The organism is Jeotgalibacillus sp. S-D1 (genome assembly GCF_004358665.1).
Taxonomy (GTDB): domain Bacteria; phylum Bacillota; class Bacilli; order Bacillales; family Jeotgalibacillaceae; genus Jeotgalibacillus.
Genome location: NZ_SMZR01000005.1, coordinates 125767 through 143451, shown reverse-complemented (window position 1 = coordinate 143451; position 17685 = coordinate 125767). Strand labels below are relative to the sequence as shown.

Annotated in this window: 20 protein-coding genes and 1 pseudogene; 13 read left to right on the top strand and 8 right to left on the bottom strand. The window is 39.6% G+C overall.

Annotated elements, in window-relative coordinates:
- Nucleotides 1-12: 12 nt before the first annotated feature.
- Together E2R51_RS14930 and E2R51_RS14925 are read left to right on the top strand one after the other, a co-directional pair.
- Entirely contained in the window at nucleotides 13-1560 is a 1548-nt protein-coding gene (locus E2R51_RS14930) for a type 2 periplasmic-binding domain-containing protein (protein WP_133377892.1), read from the top strand.
- Between the two features lie 111 nt (nucleotides 1561-1671).
- Nucleotides 1672-2295: a YesL family protein gene (locus E2R51_RS14925; RefSeq protein ID WP_133377891.1), complete on the top strand. Its 624-nt coding sequence runs from the start codon at nucleotides 1672-1674 to the stop codon at nucleotides 2293-2295.
- 169 nt (nucleotides 2296-2464) lie between these two features.
- Here E2R51_RS14925 and E2R51_RS14920 read toward each other — a convergent pair whose 3' ends face one another.
- A complete protein-coding gene (locus E2R51_RS14920) occupies nucleotides 2465-3880 on the bottom strand; it encodes a hypothetical protein (RefSeq protein WP_133377890.1) in 1416 nt (471 codons plus the stop codon).
- 162 nt (nucleotides 3881-4042) lie between these two features.
- On the opposite strand from E2R51_RS14920, the gene E2R51_RS14915 reads away from it, so the two are divergent.
- The 8 genes and pseudogenes from E2R51_RS14915 (at nucleotide 4043) to E2R51_RS14880 (ending at nucleotide 9270) form a co-directional block, all read left to right on the top strand.
- Nucleotides 4043-4360, top strand: a complete 318-nt coding sequence (locus E2R51_RS14915) for a hypothetical protein (protein WP_133377889.1) — start codon at nucleotides 4043-4045, stop codon at nucleotides 4358-4360.
- A 269-nt stretch (nucleotides 4361-4629) separates the two neighbouring features.
- Nucleotides 4630-5115 (top strand): RrF2 family transcriptional regulator, encoded by a 486-nt coding sequence (locus E2R51_RS14910; RefSeq protein ID WP_133377888.1) that lies wholly within the window; start codon nucleotides 4630-4632, stop codon nucleotides 5113-5115.
- Between the two features lie 45 nt (nucleotides 5116-5160).
- Entirely contained in the window at nucleotides 5161-5544 is a 384-nt protein-coding gene (locus E2R51_RS14905) for a nuclear transport factor 2 family protein (protein WP_133377887.1), read from the top strand.
- 231 nt (nucleotides 5545-5775) lie between these two features.
- Entirely contained in the window at nucleotides 5776-6345 is a 570-nt protein-coding gene (locus E2R51_RS14900; protein ID WP_133377886.1) for a DUF4256 domain-containing protein, read from the top strand.
- A gap of 224 nt (nucleotides 6346-6569) precedes the next feature.
- Nucleotides 6570-7058: pseudogene (locus E2R51_RS14895) on the top strand (GNAT family N-acetyltransferase); the annotation flags it as partial.
- Between the two features lie 259 nt (nucleotides 7059-7317).
- Nucleotides 7318-7689 (top strand): GntR family transcriptional regulator, encoded by a 372-nt coding sequence (locus E2R51_RS14890; protein WP_133377885.1) that lies wholly within the window; start codon nucleotides 7318-7320, stop codon nucleotides 7687-7689.
- 2 nt (nucleotides 7690-7691) lie between these two features.
- Nucleotides 7692-8579 (top strand): ATP-binding cassette domain-containing protein, encoded by an 888-nt coding sequence (locus tag E2R51_RS14885; protein WP_133377884.1) that lies wholly within the window; start codon nucleotides 7692-7694, stop codon nucleotides 8577-8579.
- Nucleotides 8566-9270, top strand: coding sequence for a hypothetical protein (locus E2R51_RS14880; protein ID WP_165967240.1), 705 nt, complete (start codon nucleotides 8566-8568; stop codon nucleotides 9268-9270). Before E2R51_RS14885 ends, E2R51_RS14880 begins: the two co-directional genes overlap by 14 nt.
- An 86-nt stretch (nucleotides 9271-9356) precedes the next feature.
- Here E2R51_RS14880 and E2R51_RS14875 read toward each other — a convergent pair whose 3' ends face one another.
- The 4 genes from E2R51_RS14875 to E2R51_RS14860 form a co-directional block, all read right to left on the bottom strand.
- The gene (locus tag E2R51_RS14875) at nucleotides 9357-10784 is read right to left on the bottom strand and encodes a PH domain-containing protein (protein WP_133377882.1); all 1428 of its coding nucleotides are present in this window, start codon (nucleotides 10782-10784) and stop codon (nucleotides 9357-9359) included.
- Nucleotides 10781-11296, bottom strand: a complete 516-nt coding sequence (locus tag E2R51_RS14870) for a PH domain-containing protein (RefSeq protein ID WP_133377881.1) — start codon at nucleotides 11294-11296, stop codon at nucleotides 10781-10783. The genes E2R51_RS14875 and E2R51_RS14870 overlap by 4 nt, the downstream gene beginning before the upstream one ends.
- Before the next feature lie 202 nt (nucleotides 11297-11498).
- Complete coding sequence (locus E2R51_RS14865; protein WP_133377880.1) at nucleotides 11499-11741, bottom strand: hypothetical protein; 243 nt, start codon at nucleotides 11739-11741, stop codon at nucleotides 11499-11501.
- A 45-nt stretch (nucleotides 11742-11786) separates the two neighbouring features.
- Nucleotides 11787-12419: an HNH endonuclease family protein gene (locus tag E2R51_RS14860; protein ID WP_133377879.1), complete on the bottom strand. Its 633-nt coding sequence runs from the start codon at nucleotides 12417-12419 to the stop codon at nucleotides 11787-11789.
- Between the two features lie 444 nt (nucleotides 12420-12863).
- On the opposite strand from E2R51_RS14860, the gene E2R51_RS14855 reads away from it, so the two are divergent.
- Nucleotides 12864-13064: a hypothetical protein gene (locus E2R51_RS14855; RefSeq protein ID WP_133377878.1), complete on the top strand. Its 201-nt coding sequence runs from the start codon at nucleotides 12864-12866 to the stop codon at nucleotides 13062-13064.
- A gap of 163 nt (nucleotides 13065-13227) precedes the next feature.
- Here the strand turns inward: E2R51_RS14855 and E2R51_RS14850 are convergent, their stop codons facing one another.
- Together E2R51_RS14850 and E2R51_RS14845 are read right to left on the bottom strand one after the other, a co-directional pair.
- The gene (locus tag E2R51_RS14850; protein ID WP_240733098.1) at nucleotides 13228-14340 is read right to left on the bottom strand and encodes an alanine/ornithine racemase family PLP-dependent enzyme; all 1113 of its coding nucleotides are present in this window, start codon (nucleotides 14338-14340) and stop codon (nucleotides 13228-13230) included.
- On the bottom strand, nucleotides 14337-15419 hold the full coding sequence (locus E2R51_RS14845) for an N-acetyltransferase DgcN family protein (RefSeq protein WP_133377877.1): 1083 nt from the start codon (nucleotides 15417-15419) through the stop codon (nucleotides 14337-14339). The genes E2R51_RS14850 and E2R51_RS14845 overlap by 4 nt, the downstream gene beginning before the upstream one ends.
- Before the next feature lie 197 nt (nucleotides 15420-15616).
- Here E2R51_RS14845 and E2R51_RS14840 point away from each other — a divergent pair, with 197 nt between their 5' ends.
- Nucleotides 15617-15892, top strand: a complete 276-nt coding sequence (locus E2R51_RS14840) for a hypothetical protein (RefSeq protein WP_133377876.1) — start codon at nucleotides 15617-15619, stop codon at nucleotides 15890-15892.
- A 143-nt stretch (nucleotides 15893-16035) separates the two neighbouring features.
- Nucleotides 16036-16407, top strand: coding sequence for an iron chaperone (locus E2R51_RS14835; RefSeq protein ID WP_133377875.1), 372 nt, complete (start codon nucleotides 16036-16038; stop codon nucleotides 16405-16407).
- An 80-nt stretch (nucleotides 16408-16487) separates the two neighbouring features.
- On the opposite strand, the gene E2R51_RS14830 is transcribed toward E2R51_RS14835, so the two are convergent.
- The gene (locus E2R51_RS14830; protein ID WP_133377874.1) at nucleotides 16488-17672 is read right to left on the bottom strand and encodes an NAD(P)/FAD-dependent oxidoreductase; all 1185 of its coding nucleotides are present in this window, start codon (nucleotides 17670-17672) and stop codon (nucleotides 16488-16490) included.
- Between the last annotated feature and the right edge of the window lie 13 nt (nucleotides 17673-17685).

Here is a 17685-nt window from a genome sequence, read left to right as displayed (position 1 = left end):
GGGGAATTAAACATGAAGAAAAAAATGAACGCAGCATTATCTTTTGCATTAGCAGCGAGCTTAATGGCTGCCTGCAGTAATGATTCATCAGGTTCAAATTCTGAAGATGACGGCTCGTATAAAATTGCAACGGTTCGATGGGCCGATTGGGGCGATGATTTCTTAAAAGGGTTTGTAGAAGAAACAGAAAAAGAAGCTGGAATTGATATTAAATGGGATGTTTATCAAAACAGTGAGTGGGGAGATAAAAAAGCACTGTTAATGGCTGGCGGAGATTTGCCGGATGCATTTCTAGGCTCAATTGCATTGAGTGATTCAGATATGGCGCAAAACGCCAGTATGTTTATTCCGCTCGAAGATTTAATTGACGAAAACATGCCGAATTTAAAAGCCGCTTTTGAAGAAGACCCAACATTGCGCGCAAACGCCACTTCTCCTGATGGACATATTTACAGCCTGCCGAAAAAGCTTCCAATGAGGCCGGTTGCGGGCAACACATTTTTTATTAATCAAAAGTGGCTGGATAATTTGGGGTTGGAAATGCCTGATACTTATGAAGAATTTTATAACGTTTTAAAAGCTTTTAAGGAGCAGGATGCTAATGGAAATGGAGATTTGAATGATGAAATCCCTTACGGTGGGGGTGCTTTTGAATACTTGCTTCCATTTGGTCTGCCTAAAGGAAGCAGTCCTCAAGTTTATATGACAATGAAAGAAGGCAAGCCCGTTTACATGCCAACTACAGAAGAATATAAAGAAGGCATTGAATGGATGCATAAAAGCTATCAAGAAGGCTTAATTGATGAGGAAATGTTTACGCAGGATGAGTCAATGGCAGAAGCAAAAAGGAAGGATGAAAATGGCTCCCGGGTCGGCGTGGGGACAGGCTGGACGGCAGATGCAATATTTGGCCCAAATGCCGGAGAATACGTTCAGCTGCCGGCACTTAAAGGACCTGACGGAGAACGGTACGTAATGACTGATGCTCCTACTTATTCCCGTAATGAGTTTATGATTACTACACAGGCGGAAGATCCGGCAAAGCTGCTCCAATGGGCAGACAAATTTTACACGGAGGATGCCAGTATTCAAACGTTTTATGGATCTTTCGGTGTCGGGACTGAAAAGCTGGAAGATGGCACATATAAAGTTCTGGATGCTCCCGAAGGGGAATCGGCAGATATATTTGCATGGACACACTCATTACGAGACTTTGGTCCGAAGTATGTAGGGGAAGGGTTTAATGAAAAAGTTACACTCCCAACTACTGGCGGTGATGGGCTTAAACTTGAATTGGACAAAGAAATTAACCAGCATGCAAAAGAAGAATTTCCAAATGTTTTTTATACACAAGAGGAGATGCAGCGATTAAATACATTGAATGTTGACCTTTCTGCTTTTGTGAGTTCTATGCAGTCGAAGTGGGTTGTTGAAGGCGGAGTGACCAAAGAGTGGGATGATTATATTGATCAACTTAAACAAATGGGCTATGACGAGTATATAGATATCCAAAATGCGGCATTTAAAAGATACCAGGAAAACCTTGAAGCCGCTCAATAGGCTCTTCGGGTAGTTAGCTGGAAATCTACAAAATTGAAATGGCAGCCGGTCCAATTGGCAATAATAGGACCGGTTTATCCATTCCAGTTTAAAAAGAGGTGAGAAACAAACATGAGCCAGGTGTTTCAACTGGATGGAACATTATTCAGGTTTTTATCAAGAATTGTTGATTTGGCTATATTAAATGCACTGTTTTTGTTGTTTTCACTTCCTATCGTTACAATCGGCGCGTCAACAACCGCCTTGTATTCCGTTTTATTGAAAATAATTAAAAATGAAGATGAAACGATCGTTAAGAGTTTCTACTTCTCTTACCGGAGAAGTTTTAAACAAAGTACAATTGTGTGGTTTATAATGGCTGCTGCAGGACTGTTATTTGGAGTCAATTACAGTCTTTTAGGGAATGCGGGCGGGCTTCCTTTAATTCTTTGGACAAGTGTACTTATCGTTTTTGGATTTGTTTATCTATGTATTTTTCTTTTTGTTTTTGCTTATATCTCCAGATACGAAGATACCATTAAAAAGATCCTTTTAAATTCACTGCTAATGGGAATTTCTCATTTTCACTATCTTATTCTATTAATTCTTTTAAACGTATTTCCCTTAATAATCGTTTTTTCATCGTCTGTCGGATTGTTGTCAGGGCTGTACTTTGGTACATTTGGAGGATTTGCTCTTATTGCGTTGATTAATTCCATCATATTTCGGAAGATTTTTTCTAAATATGAGTCCTGATTGATGATGTGCTACGGAAGAGGAGATTCAAAATTTTTTGATGGAAATAAGGATCGTCGTGTAAGAAACAGTCTAGAAGCGTTTCTTACAGGGGGATTTTTTAAAAACAGGCTATTAATAGTGTGAATGGAAGTGCTTGCACCTAACCTGCAGATTCGAACTTATAAAATCATAAAAAGAACAGCACAACACTCTGCAAATAAACCTGCGTCATTCCATAAAACGCAATCGCGTACTTATAATTAAACATGATACTGTTTTTCACAATACTAAGCCGGTTTACTGCACTCAGCACAATCGTCGGTAAAACCAGCGGTGACAGCATGATGGAGATCACACTTCCGGATGTAATTCCCAAAACGATGAGCTCCGGCGGATAAGGCACTTCGACGCCCTGTAAAATTCCAGACACCAGTACGATGACGGTCAGCGGACCAAGGCCGATAAATCCTAAGATAATGACAACAAAAGGAAGGATCCAAAGAAAGTTTAAAAATGGCACGGCATCTGAGACATAAAAAAGACCATCCACGATAAAGTCTCCGTATCCTGACTGATTAACAGAATCTATTAAAAATCCTGCAGCGAACAGAATAGAGAATTGTTGTGCTTTGTTTGGAATACCGGTTTTCACATAGTACTTTCCGTGCTCGATGATCCTGCCGGTTTTTCGGCTGAGGATAAAGTAGAGGATGACCCAGGCAATAATAACGATCGGAATAATCAGCAGCAGACTTACATCCCAGATCGCGTTTAAAAGAAAAATGGATCCGAAAAGCGTAACGAAAAGAAGAATAAATTCGGTCACGTTGCGATTTCCCTTTGCATCCTGTTTCAGATCTCCACCAATTTTCGCCAGCTGTTCCTGAATGCCCTCTGTCAGATCAACTCCGTAATGCCGCTCCTGAAAATAGGAAAAAAGCACAGCAAGCAGCACCCCGGCAAAAGAGATGAAAAAACCCTGTAAGATCGATAATCCTAAAGAAGCACCAAGTGCATCAACCGCAAAAATAAAGCTTGGAATGCTGACGACCCACATGGTTGTTAGGGCGAAGCCCCGAAGTAATGCAGTTCCTTTATAGTTCTCCCAAGCCTCCCCCTGCTGACCGCTCAGGAAACCATTTACCATTCCATAAACCATTGGAATAGCGCCAAACAACAAAAAATAAGAGATGATTTGTGTAATCATCAGCATGCCAAAATAGAATTTTCGGCTAGTGTTAAGAAGGCTTTGAGCAAAATGAATAACAGATTCAATATAAGGCTTTTCTTCCAGCACCCAGCTGATAGCGGGAACGATCAGCAGGAGAGCAATCAGCCCGCTCATCACGGTAAAGCCGGATATCGCTGATTCGATCAGGGAAGTCCCTGATGAAAGGTGAATCATTACGGCAATCCCAAATAGTAAAAGAGAGATCGAAGCCTGCTTTATTGGCAGAAAAAAATAACCCATTAAAAAGGCTGCAAGTCCCACTAAAGAAAGTGAAGTCATTAGTGTTTCACTCTGAGAAAAGGAAAAGAAAAAGTGCATCATCACGTATACACTGATGAATAGGGTATATCCCCGTTTCGCGAATTTGTCCATACTGGATACTCCCATCTACTTGAATATCAGTTTCAATCCATCGTATCACAGAAGGCTTGGTAGCTTGGCTTCCTGAAACTTAATATTTGAAAAAAATTAAAAATACTATAATTAGAAACTTTTGTTAATAAATTCCGTAATAAGTAAAAAGGAGGTTTTCAAATGAAGAGTATTTTAATCTCCGCAGTCACATTAGTTGGATTAATTACTGCCAATTATTTAACTGCTTTATTGGGCTTTCAATTCATGGATACTGCATTTTTAACTGGATTAATTTCAACTTTTATAATTTACTATTTTTCATCAACAGGGGGATTTACTTCCAACCAAGTAAGTCTGCAGGTTCAGTCCGAAACAGGCACTAAAGTGGATGTAGAGAAGAGAAATTTTTATCCTTCACTGGTTTTTTATACAGCACTGATCTATACGGCTGTTTGTTTAATAGGCACTTTTGTCTATTACAAAGATTATTTTATTTAAGTTTTTCAATTTGGGGGAATTTTTGGGGTTCTCGCTTTTACACTTTTCTTAATAAAAATGAGATTTAGGATAGTAAAAAAGGGGCCTGGTTAGGTACCAGACCTTACAGTAACAAACTTGGTCATGAGGCCAAAAGTTTTACTTTATTAAGATAATATATTATTATCCCTAAAGTGGACAATGTTTATCCTTAATATACACATTTAGTTGAACAATCTTACTACATCAAAAAGTAACAAACATATTAAAGAAAGGGTGGCTGATGTTCATTGCAAATGAAAACCGGTGTGGAGCAATCTGTTTATGCTATTTTGCTGCTTAATTTTTTACCCCCAAAAGCGGTTTTGTCAGGAGAAATAATCAGTAAACAATTAGGTGGATCGCCCACATATATTCAAAAAATACTACGGAAATTAGTTAACGCAGATCTTCTTATCTCTGTCCCGGGTATTAAAGGAGGGTTTAGATTAAAAAAAGATCCTGAAGATATACGAATCTATGATGTCTATCTTGCTGTAGAGGGCAAACAGTCTCTTTATTCATCTAGTGGTATTTTCTATGACATGCTTAATTTAAAAGAAAAAGATATCTGCTTATTATCTGATTTAATGGAAGAAGCAGAATCATCCTGGCAATCGATTCTCAAGCGTGAAACGATCGCTTCTTTATCTAAAGAAATTAATAATAATTGTCCCAAAGAGAATTTGCAAATGCTAAAAAATATTGTAAATGAAAAAATGGTTTATAAAGGCTAGTTGACATACTTAAAAATGTAATCATATTAAGCAGGAGAGATTCAGATGCAAAATTTAGAGAAATATTTTGACTTATTTGATCATGCAAGAACAAGTGATAAAGCAATGGATGAGCTAGTATCATTATTTTCGGAAGACATTGTTTTTGTATTAAATGGTCATAAGAAAACAGGAATTGAAAATTGGAAATTATTTGTGAAGAAAGTATTTCAGGAAAATAGTGATATTAAACATATGTTCGAAGGCTGGAAAAGTATTGAGGGAACGGACCTTTTGGAAACGCCTTGGGCAGTATGCGGTAAACGTTCATCCGGAACCGTCTTTACTCAAACTGGAAAAGATATTGCGAAATTAGATGCTGCAGGTAAAATCAGTTATTTAGAAAATATTCCTGACAACACTAACATGTTTGAAGAGTATAAAAAATAATAATTATTAATAATTGCCCATTTATAGGTGCCATTAGACTTTAAGGGCGTAATACGTAAAAAAGGACTGCTTCTAAATAATACGAAGCAGTCCTTTTTAGTTGAACTATTTACACTAAATGGGGGGGATAATGCACCAATAAAATTCTAAGACTATAATCTGGTTAAATCGGAGTATAATTAAAGCAGGATTATTCGTACAAGCTACCACAATAAAGAGGAGCTGACTGACATGACAAAGGACTATAAAAAAGAGCTTTCAACGGAACAGAGCGAAGAGTTGTTAAAAGTACTGAAGAACCGTTTTGAGAAAAACATGAACCGCCATGAAGGTCTTGAATGGACTGACATCCAAGTGAAACTGGAGCAGAATGCGGACAAGCTGTGGTCGCTTAACGAAATGGAGAAGACCGGGGGAGAACCAGATGTGATTGGTTACGAGGAAGATAAGGAAATCTATCTGTTTTGTGATTGTTCAGCAGAAAGTCCCAAGTACCGCAGAAGCTTTTGTTATGACCATGCTGCATTAGAATCAAGGAAGAAAAATAAACCTGAAAACAATGCGGTTGATGTGGCTTCTTCAATGGGGGTCGAGATTTTGACAGAACAGCAATACCGTGCCCTGCAGAAGCTTGGAGAATTTGATTTAAAAACATCAAGCTGGGTGCAAACGCCTCCTGAAATCAGAAAGCTTGGCGGCGCACTTTTTTGCGATCGCCGATTCGGCCACGTTTTCTTGTATCACAACGGTGCAGAATCCTATTATGCTGCCAGAGGGTTTCGGGGCTTGCTGGAGGTATAGAGCAGTCCAAATTTTAATTTAAATACGGGATCCCAAAAGCTGTATTACTTTTATAATCAATCATTCATATCAAAAGTGAGAGGGACTTGTATCCAAAGACGAAGTAGATATGATCAACTCTAAAAGTAAATTGGAGTGTATAACGTATGGTGTTTTTTGAAGAAAAACCGCATATTGTGGGAGATAAAGTGATCCTTAGACCATTTTAAAAGGAAGATTTTCCTTATATAGAAGAATGCTTAAGAGATTCAGAGGTTATAAAACTTACAGGCAGCTCCTCGGAATTTGATCTGGAAAAGACTAAACATTGGTATAGCAAGAGAAACGAACAAACTGACCGATTGGACCTTGCAATTGTTGACCCATCGCAAGGTATTTTGGTTGGAGAAGCAGTGGTTAATTTATACGATGAGAAAAATAATAGGATGAATTTTAGAATACTCATTGGACCAAGAGGAAGAAACCGAGGATTAGGAACAGAAGCCACCCAGCTAATAATTGATTACATTTTTACTAGTACGCAGCTCGATCAACTAACGTTGAGTGTGTTTGATTTTAATCCAAGGGCTAGAAAAGTTTACGAGAAGGTCGGATTTGTTGAAGAAAGCATAGTCGTCAATGATCTGGAATATGAAGGAGAATGGATCGACTCGATTAATATGAAATTGACGAGGGAAGAGTGGGTGAAGATTGCCAAAAGGCAGGAAGAATAATTTTTATTATGTTGTATTGAATTAAATAGTAATTTTAAAAGGCTGCCCTTGCGAACCGGAGACTAGTTCGCAAGGGTTTATTTATGGCTAAAACCTCACCAGCATTGGAAATTAACCGATCTACTTATAAAATTTTTTACATTGCCAGGAAATTTTTTTTAATTAGTCCCCTCGCCTATTGACGAAAATTCAATTATGACTTATGGTTATATACATAACTATATAACCATATAACAACTAATAAGGCGGTGATTTCCCATTGAGCCAATCATTTAATGACAGCAAGCCGATCTTTATGCAAATAAAAGATCGAATCGAGGATCAGATTGTGAATGATCAATTAAAGGTAAATGATCAAATCCCATCCACTACTCAGCTTGTGACGTTTTACAAAATTAATCATTTAACCGTTGCAAAAGGAATTAATCTGCTCGTTGATGCTGGCATCATTTACAAGAAAAGAGGGGTCGGAATGTTTGTTGCAGAGGGGGCAAAAGAAGTGTTGATTGAACAAAGGAAAAAAAGTTTTGTGGATCAATACATGCTTCCAATGATTCAGGAGGCACAAAAATTAGGGATAACCGAAAATGAATTAACGAAATTGATCAAACAATTGAAAGGGCGGGGATGAGGATGAGGACGGATGTGGTGTTTGATCGTGTCACCATGAAATATGGAAAGTTTAAAGCAGTAGATAGTCTATCGCTGCAGCTAAATGAAGAAAAGATCTATGGGTTAATCGGGCGAAACGGTGCTGGAAAGACGACTCTGCTCTCACTGCTTGCTTCTTTTTCAGAGCCTACAGAAGGAACGATTGAAATAAACGGGGAAACACTGTTTGAGAATGCTGATCTTATGCAGCAAGTGACGTTTGTTTACGAAAAAGATTACCAGGAAAACACTGAAAAAGTGAAAGCGCATCTGGAAGAAGTTGAAGCTTATAAACCAAATTATGATGCTAATTTCGCCATGGAATTAATAAAAGCGTTTAATCTTCCACTAACCAAACCTGTTAATCAACTGTCAAAAGGAATGATGTCTGCGTTAAATGTCATCATCGGTCTTGCTAGCCGTTCTCCCATTACAATTTTTGATGAAGCCTACAGCGGAATGGACGCCCCTACACGAGAAATTTTTTATCAAAAAGTAATAGAGGATCATGCGCTTCATCCAAGAACCATCATCCTGTCCACTCATCTTGTATCAGAAATGGATTATTTATTTGATGAAGTTGTGATCTTGCATAAAGGGAAATTAGTGCTTAAGGAGCCGGTAGACGTGCTGCTTGAAAGAGGTGCTTCGGTTACGGGTGCTGCAGAGAATGTTGACCGATTTGTACAGGAGATGAAAAAAATTAATACACAAAAGCTTGGCGGCACTAAATCGGTGATGGTCATCGAACAGCTTACCGAAGAACAGCGGCTTCAAGCAGTACAATCTGGTCTGGATATCGGTCCCGTTTCGCTTCAGGATTTATTTATCCACTTAACAAAAGAGGGGGATCATGATGAACAAAAATAACCGGAACGGACGCAAGGTTGCCTTCGATATGACCTTTGTACAGCTTGGATGGGCCACTTGGATGATTTCAATTGGTCTTGTGATTTATGTGGGCATTCAGATATTTTTGGGTGATAAAAACATTGTAGATGAAGGATTCTTTAATTTCATTGAAAACCCATATAAAATCTTTATGCTGGTGGTTGGAATCCTTTCCGTTCCGAGCTTCTTAAGCTACTATGTGAAGCTTGGTGTCACTCGAAAGCATTATTTCATAGGAGCTGCTATTTCTTCTGCTACATTATCAGTCATCTTTATGATCATTGCAATGATCGTAGGCGGAATCGAGCAGCTCATCGCACCAACTGATGTTATTACCTTTTTAGGAGCTAATGCATCATGGATATTAATTTTCTTTGTCTTCAGCTTAAATATTTTCATTTATTATGTGGCAGGCTGGCTTATTGGTGCAGGATATTACCGGTTCGGCGGATGGGGTCTCACCTTATCGATTAATGCAGCGCTCGCATTGATTTTTATGTTGGATCTGCTTTGGTCGGGCGAATTGGAGACACCGCTTCACAGATTGCTTTCCATTCACGCACCTGAAAATCTTTCCCTGTTTATTTCGTTTTCAGCATCATTTCTTCTTGCTGGCATCTCAATCTGGGCCATTCGTGCAATGACAAAAAGAGTACGGGTAAAAATGTAAACTTGTGTAGTGAGTCTATTTATAAAACAAAATTAAATGACAATGAAAAAACCTGCCCGCGTAACGTTCACAAGGGCAGGGTTCTTTTATGTGCGGCTGCCATACCAGGTGTAAAATTCGGCAGCGTCTTCTTTTGGAAGATCGTCAAGTTCGCTAATTAAGACTGGTTTTGAACGGTTTGAAAATTGTAATGAAGCCACGTTAAATTTCCGCTGAAGCCATGAGTGTTTAATCTCAATTTGTTCGATTCGTTGTCTCCGGGTCAAAAATGTTTCATTTGAAAATCCGCCTTTTCTCGTCTGGATAAACTCACCGTGACGCAGGTAGCTGGTGAAAAAATAATCCAGGATGCGAGATAGAATTCCTAATAAAAAGATTACCCCCGTGATCCATAACCACTCACGCTGAAACATAAACAGCCCAATGCCAACTGCAATGGTTCCGTAGTATGGGGCAAGTAATTTAAGATATAAGACCTTTTGTGGTAATCGCTTCATGCTTTCTTCTATGTGATAAGCAGGCAAAAGAAGATTGATTAGCTCATAGGCATCGTGTTTCGCCATAAAGGGATAAAGGGCATTGGTCTCAAGCTTTTCATCCCCTGTGCCGCCCGCACTAACCATTTTAACTTCAACCATGTTCAGCAGGCGTTTGATAAGTGATTGATTGATTTTAATCGCTTGAACTTTATTTTTTTGGATGGAAAAAGTGCTCGTATTTCCTACTCCCTTCCGAATGTATATCCGTTCCGCATCTGCAGAGATTGTATAATTTCCGTATTTGATCACCGTTTGAATATACCCAATACCCGCCGACAAAATCATCGCCAGGATGAAAAGAGGGAAAAGCAGCCATAAGTGTTCTGAAAAGTAGTGAAAGATGTTTTCTGTGGATTTGTCTAAATTAAAAAAATCATCTAATTGAAAATAAACCGCAGCCAGAATCGGAAAGATGGCAAGGAAGCTGAAAGAGGTAAGGGCCGCTTTGCTCGTATCTTTTTTTGTGGAACGGAAATAAACCGTTGTGCCGGATTTTTGTTTTCCTTCTTCAGCCTCCGATTCCATAACTTCTTTTTCCTCAATCAGATGCAGAATATGTCTGGCTTCCTCATGAGTAATCACCGAAAACGTAACCGATGCTTCTGAATCACTTGACCCCGTTTCCAGTGTTAGAGAGGTTAACTTAAGCATTCGATGAAGAAAGTTGGTGTGTGTCTGATGGTTTTGTATTCGTTCGATCGGGACTACCCGCTGATTTTTAACGTATACACCTTCTCTTAAAATAATGGTTCGATTCTTAATCTGATAGGTTTGAAAAAACCATTTTAAAATAATATTCAGGATCGTCCATCCGGCAAAAATGATAAACAGCACCTTAGCCCACAAAATCCATCCTGTATAGGTATCAGCTCGCAAGATAAATAAAAACAAAATGAAGAAAAAAGCATTTTTTATAAATGAAACAAGTTCAAATAAAAGCCAGGCAGCATGATATCGTTTTGGCTGAGAGCTCATTCAACGTCTTCTCCTTCTGGATCTGTATCTTTTACTTTAGCGTAACGTGCGATTTGTGATCTTAGCATAAGTGCTTCTTCTTTGGGAAGGGCAGGGATGTTATGACTGGAAGTGGTTGTACCGATTTTTAAATTAAACAACTCGTGTTTTCGAAGAAACGGCCCTTGATCTGTCGTAACATATTCTACTTTTGTCATGGGAATCAGGGTGTGATACTGATTAAAACGTCCATGTTTTAATTGTACAAACTCCTCACTTATTTCATATCGCCAGGATTTTTGAAGAATGGAAGGCTCGATGAAAATAGAGTAGACAGCGGATATGATAAAAAGTCCAATGAGTATGTAAAGTACATTATCGATCCAGCTTACCCAGTTATTATGGTGATCAAAATAAAGCAGCACTCCCAGTATAAGCAGGGTAACCGAATGGCCAATCGTGTTGGTCCAGCGCCAGATGTCTACGATTTTTGCGGATATGGGCCGGGATGGTTCAGGTATTTGTAAATACATTTTTTTCACCTCTTGGTATCATTACGTTAAAGAAATTGAAAGGTTTCATTCCGGGTTAAGAGAGTATTAGAGAGTTAGCATTGTCTGGAAAGATAAAGGTGTTCATCATCACTGAATTTTAATGATTTGCATAAAAAACAGCCCGGATATACCCGGACTGTTTTAATATCTATACAACTGTGGATAGGATCTAATGTCTGGATCAAGGACGCTCCAGTACAGTGGCAAGCATTCTGTGAACGACCTCGTGGTCACGCGAGTCATGCAGGTGGTAGTCTTCACCGGGCAGGGTGTACCATTCCTCGGCGCCTGCATATGTAATAGCAAGAGTGAGTGCGCCGGTGTTATCACAGGTGGTAAGAAGTTCGAGCTCCCCGCTGATCACACCAACCTCAGTGGTCATGACCCCGTGGGTGGCGGTGAAAATGGTTGATTTTTTATCCATAAAGATTGGCTCCTTTCCTGGACTGAATGGCTGTCCACTAACTTCTTAGTATGAGCAGGAGTTCAGCATCGTTTGCAGCGAGGACTTCTCCGCAGACTGCAAGCTCAGGTCCCAGCGGTACTTCGTGTTGATCCACCATTTCGCGTATCCGCAATGTGCACCAGCACGCGGCGGTTGCCATGTTGATGGATCCTGGTCACCTTTGGACCGGTTGACGCTGGCTGTGACTGCAATCAATTGCGGGCCGTTAAGGTCATTGGCAAATTCCCTGCTTTTTTCCGTCGTCCAGCTGCTGGCACCGGAGCGCCAGGCTTCTGCTAAAGGAACAACGTGATCAATGTCAATTTCAGATGGCGAGTTGACGATGACACCATCGAAATAGCTGTACCACTTGCCCGAGGTTACGGGGCAGGTTCCGCTGTAGTAGTCAGCATCACGCTGAAGCACCAGCTGACGAGTATCGCAGCCGCTGCCCTGGCCGCTCCAGTGCGGAAACTTATCACGCGAGTAGCCGGACATCGAACTTTCAGGTTCTACGGTCAGCGAATTCAGTTGAGTTTGAGCGGCTGATTTGGACGGTGTTTCAGGTGGTATCGCCGAGGCTGACGGCAGATCAAATTGAAAAGAAGCTAAGGACAGGAGCAGCGCAAAAACAAACATCATCGATTTTCTAAGCATAGAAATGCCTCCTATTATGTAATTTTATGTACAAACATCAGGTTCATATGTAATGAAAGAGATGTTGATACTAAGATAAGGATGAAGGGAACAGCGATGATTCATAAGTTTGCATTTTTCTGAAATTAGTAAGCAGAGACATTTCTATGAAGATTGGGCATTTAACAAGAAGTAAAAATAGCTGCGCATCTCTAGTTGCAATGATAATACATGACGGAATTCTTTCACAAGTTAATATTTTGTAAATCGATTTTTAGAGAGCTTCCTGAATATAAAATAGTTTCTGAAGTTGGATTTTAATCAATTGAAATAAAGTAGTTTTAAAGTGAGAAAATTAAGGGTCAGTTCAAAAAAAGGGTATAGCTCGTTTAGGTGAAAGGTCTGAAGGGTAAATTGAGAAGAGGAAACATTATGATTTCACTGGATATCAAGGAGGACAAATAGATGGCAAATGCACAAAAGTTCAGAGTTACGTATCATCTTGTTAATGGCGTGGAGGTAGTAGATGACGTAGAGTCAGAAAGTAAAAAAACTGCGGCACTACAGTATGGCCATGATGAGATTAAATTTGTAGAAAACGAAGATGAGAAATTTTATAAATTTAATTTGAAAGATGTAGTGTTGATTACTGTTGAACCGAGGTAGTTAACTCGGTGAACTCCCTCTCTGAGATAAAACTCATGAATGACAAAAAGAATGTCCGCATTTTGAGGACATTCTTTTTGTTGTGCAGAATCCTCTACATTTAGGTTCATTGGAGCGCAAAGCGTCCGCCTGCAACCGGCAATTGCTTGAAAAGTATCTAGTCTTATAGATCGTATATATATTCCTTTGTTACAGTAGTCGATGTCATGATCGATAGTAACGCACCATAGTTGACGGAAAAGGCGACAGGGTCCCCAACCTGTAAATTAACATTTTTTGCATCAAGAACAGTATGGTCACTGCTGAACCCAACTACATTTAAATCCAATAGAGGGGTTAGCCCCGAAACAAAGACATCTTGAAATCCAACGCCAAGAATACAGCGGCGTATATTGCCGAGCTCTTCGAAGGCAGGATAAAAGCCTAATGCATTTTGTGCTATTTCACCGTAAGGAACAGAAGGTTTTATTTTGGATTCAATAACCTCTGAGTAAAAAGTAAAAGCATCGGTATACAATCCTGGGATCGGCATGCGAGTAAGGGTTTCGCGTCCGAGCAGGATCGATTCCCCAATGCGCAAATGATTAACTTCACCGATTTCTTCTGTGGATGTAAACCAGGTGAAATTAGCGGAATTGCCTCCTGACACATAGGGAAGTGAAAGGTCATATCTATTTCTAATATCCGCGGCCAGAAGAGAGAGTGTATTCATCTTTTCGGCATCGGGTTTTACGCCTCCAAAACAAGCAAAATTAGCTCCAATTCCTACTAATTCGATTCCAGGGAGATGCATGATGCTTTGAATATAGCGATCGATATTTTCTGTCATAATGCCTTCACGTAAGTCACCCAGTTCAATCATGAGGATAATCTTCTGCACAGTGTTTTTACTGACCGCACATTGTGCTAATTGATTGATTACCACCAGCTCAGAGTTTAAGCTGATGTCAGCATAGTCCACTACTGCCTCGACTTCACTTAATGCAGGAGTTCTCAATAATACAAATTCAGCTTGTACACCAGCTTCTTTCATTTTTCTGAGGTTGCTCACCTTTGAATCTCCTAATTGCGAAATGCCATTGTCAACGAGTAGATTAGCCAGTTCAATGCTGCCACAGACGCCTTTTGTTACACCCATAACCTGAATGCCTTTCGCTTCGTATAACGCCTTTATTGCCTTGACATTATGAGCGATTTTTGAAAGATTAATTTCCATTTTCGGCATCATATGCTGAAGCTTTAATGGATGGACTAGTGGTGCGATTGTGAGTTTCATGTGGTGAGAATATTCTTCGAAGTCAGGGCTGGAAAGGCTGTAAAAAGACTCTGGACAAGTTTATCGCATCCGTATTTCAAAACATCCGTGGTTGGAAGGCCTAATTTTTCCTCATAGGCAACAATGGTTTGATCGATTTGATGATCAGCCATGTTTTCGTGGTTTATGGTAATGGCGATCACTTTTGAATGCGAGAAGTTTTCAATCAAATCAATTTCACTTTTTACAGTAGGCATTTTCATGAATGGAAAATCGCCTAAATTTGTACGCATAGGGGGATGTTGAACGATGACTGCTGATGGTCTTGCTCCTTTTAAGATACCTGAAGAGCTGATATAGGCAGGGTGACTGAGCGCTCCCTGGCCTTCTACAATGATCACATCAGGGCGTTCTGTGTCATACGCTTTCATTATTTGGTTTTCAATTTCACCTGTTATATATTGAGACGGCAAGGCATCGATCGCAGCACCATATGCCGCGCCCTGAATTAATCCTGTTTGACCGGTTGCTATAAATGCAACAGTTAATCCAGCCTCTTCAAGAGCTGCCTGAAGCAAAACAGCAGTCGTTCTTTTGCCCACCGCGCTATCTGTTCCCAAAACGGCTACAACCGGCGTTTCAATCTCTAATATGCGTCCTGAAAATAAGTGCAAATCTTTCTTTGAAGGCGGTTTTCGAACATCCGTAATCGTAACCCCACACTGTGCTGCATGCTGCATAAATTCTTTATCTTCAGCCAGAAATTCATGAAGTGGATTAATAATATTCATGCCGAGTTTCATAGCATGAAATAATAAATCCCGTTCAGTTGATTTAAGAAAGGCTTCAGCAGGAGCAATTCCATAGATAAATTGTGCTGGCATTTTCTCCAGACGTTCTACCGCCTGTGTCAAACTATCAAATACCGGGATGCCCATCGTTCCTTCCTCAAGAACATCTCCAGCATCCATACCTGCTTTCGTACTGTCAATTACGCCTACAATGTCATATTTCCCTGAGCGGCGTATTAAACCGTTGGCAGTTTTTCCGTCCATTTTACCAAAATTATTTTCACAATATATTAATGCTGTATTCTTCAATTCGTCTTCCTCCTATTATGAAATCGTTTACACATACAAAAAAACACCAAATCCATTTAGACAAAGTGAACTGAGGTCAGGGGTCTAAATGGGTTTGGCGTTATCGTAGTAAATCTATTATAGCACAGTTTGGTATGATTTGGTTTATAGAAGGATTATTATGGTAAAAAGTCAGTCTTTTATAGAGGGAGTAAACGATGAGCACAATAAATAAAAAAGTTTCATTGGCCGTTGTCATCTGTTTGGTATGGTTTCTCTTAATTGGTTTTAGATTTATCGGATACATTTCAGAAATTGGTACTGGAGATTTCAGGACAATCGTTTGTGGCACAAATGGCTGCAGCGATCTTATGTTTTTTCTAAGTACTGTTTGGACATTCGTCATATACTTAATTATTCCGTTAGTTATTCCGATCGTGTTAGTGTTTTATATTAAAAAGGGAAGAAGAAGTAAGAAGATTGATTGCTGTTAGTTCCATTCTTTTTAATAGGGATCGTATGTAATTTATAGCAGCCTCCAATTTATTGTTAAACAATCTGTTCATTTAGGAGATAATAAGAAGGTAGAAGATGAGAATGCGTTGTGAATTAAAAAAATAATATAGGAGGGCACAATATGGAAGTCTTTTCTGACTATATAAAAGGAATTGATGATCCCGACCACCGGGAAAAGTTCGAGGAAGTTTTGACGTGGGTGAATGATAAATTTCCGAATTTAGATCCGCAATACAAGTGGAATACGCCGATGTTTTCCGATCACAGTACTTTTATTATTGGCATCGATGCTGCAAAGAAGCATATGAGCTTTGCACCAGAAGAAGTAACGATGAACCGCTTCGCCGATGCTATAGCTGAGGCTGGGTACAGTGCGACGAAGGGTTTGTTCCGCATTAAGTGGACCCAGACGGTTGAGTATAAATTGCTTGAAGAAATCATTGAATTTAATATTCAGGATAAGAAGGATTGTTCAACTTTTTGGCGGAAATGAATGTGCTGGTTTGATGCTTTCACGATAAAAGTCCCCGAAGATTATGTCTCTTCGGGGACTTTATTGTGATGAAGGAGCTTCTACATGCGCCCCTTCATCATTCCATGCCAATACATAGCGGGAAGTCCATATTTTTTTACTAGATACATACTTTTACGTTCCTTTGCCTGGTTGATGGGAAATGTTTCGGAAGGGACGTTATTGTACTTGAATTCAGCCATAACCAGTGTATTGTAGCTTGTGACAAGCGGACAAGAGGTATAGCCGTTATATTTTCGCCAAGGCTTTTTGTTTTTCATCAGTGCGTAGATGTTCGATACAACCGTTGGTGCCTGTTTGCGAATTGCAGCGCCTGTTTTGGACGTTGGAACACTTGATGCATCCCCTAAACCGAATATGTTGTTGTATTGTTTGTGCTGTAAAGTGTAAGGATCGACATCCACCCAGCCATCAGAATTAGCTAAAGGACTATTTTTTATAAAATCAGGAGCACTCATATAAGGAACCGCGTGTATCATTTCGTAATCCAGCGTTTCTTCCTCATTTGTTTCTAAATCTCTGAAGGTGGCTTTTTTGTTCGGTCCATCTATTTTTACGAGGTCTTTTCTGTAATTCGCCTGAATTCCTCTTTTATTAATAACCTCATTTAGCGTATCTGCATATTTTTCGACGGAAAAAATGGATGGATTTGCTGATTGGAAAACGACCTCAGCTTCGTTTCGAACACCTTGTTTTCTGAAAGCATCCTCTGCTAAATACATAATTTTCTGAGGTGCTCCTCCACATTTAACTGGGGAATCAGGATGCGTAAAAATAGCTCGTCCTCCCTTAAAAGTACGTATGGTTTCCCAAGTGTAGTGCACATGTTCATAGGAATAATTACTGCATATGCCGAACTTGCCGACATTGCCCTCTAACCCTTCAATTTTATCCCAATCAAGCTGTAACCCAGGGCAAACGATTAAATATTTGTAATGGATTTTCGTTCCATCTGATGTAACAACTAAATTTTCTTCCGGCTGAAAGTCTTCAGCCGATTCCTGATACCATTTAACTCCTTCAGGGATTAAGTCGGATTCGGCCCTCTCAGATTCTTCCTTATCAAAAACACCTGCACCAACTAAAGTCCATAAAGGCTGATAATAATGTTTTTTTGCCGGGTCAATAATCGCAATGTCTAAATGTCTGGCGAGACGTTTTAGTTGAGAGGCCACAGCTATTCCAGCAGTACCTCCGCCTACAATGACTACCTGGTGTATATTCATATTATTCACTCCT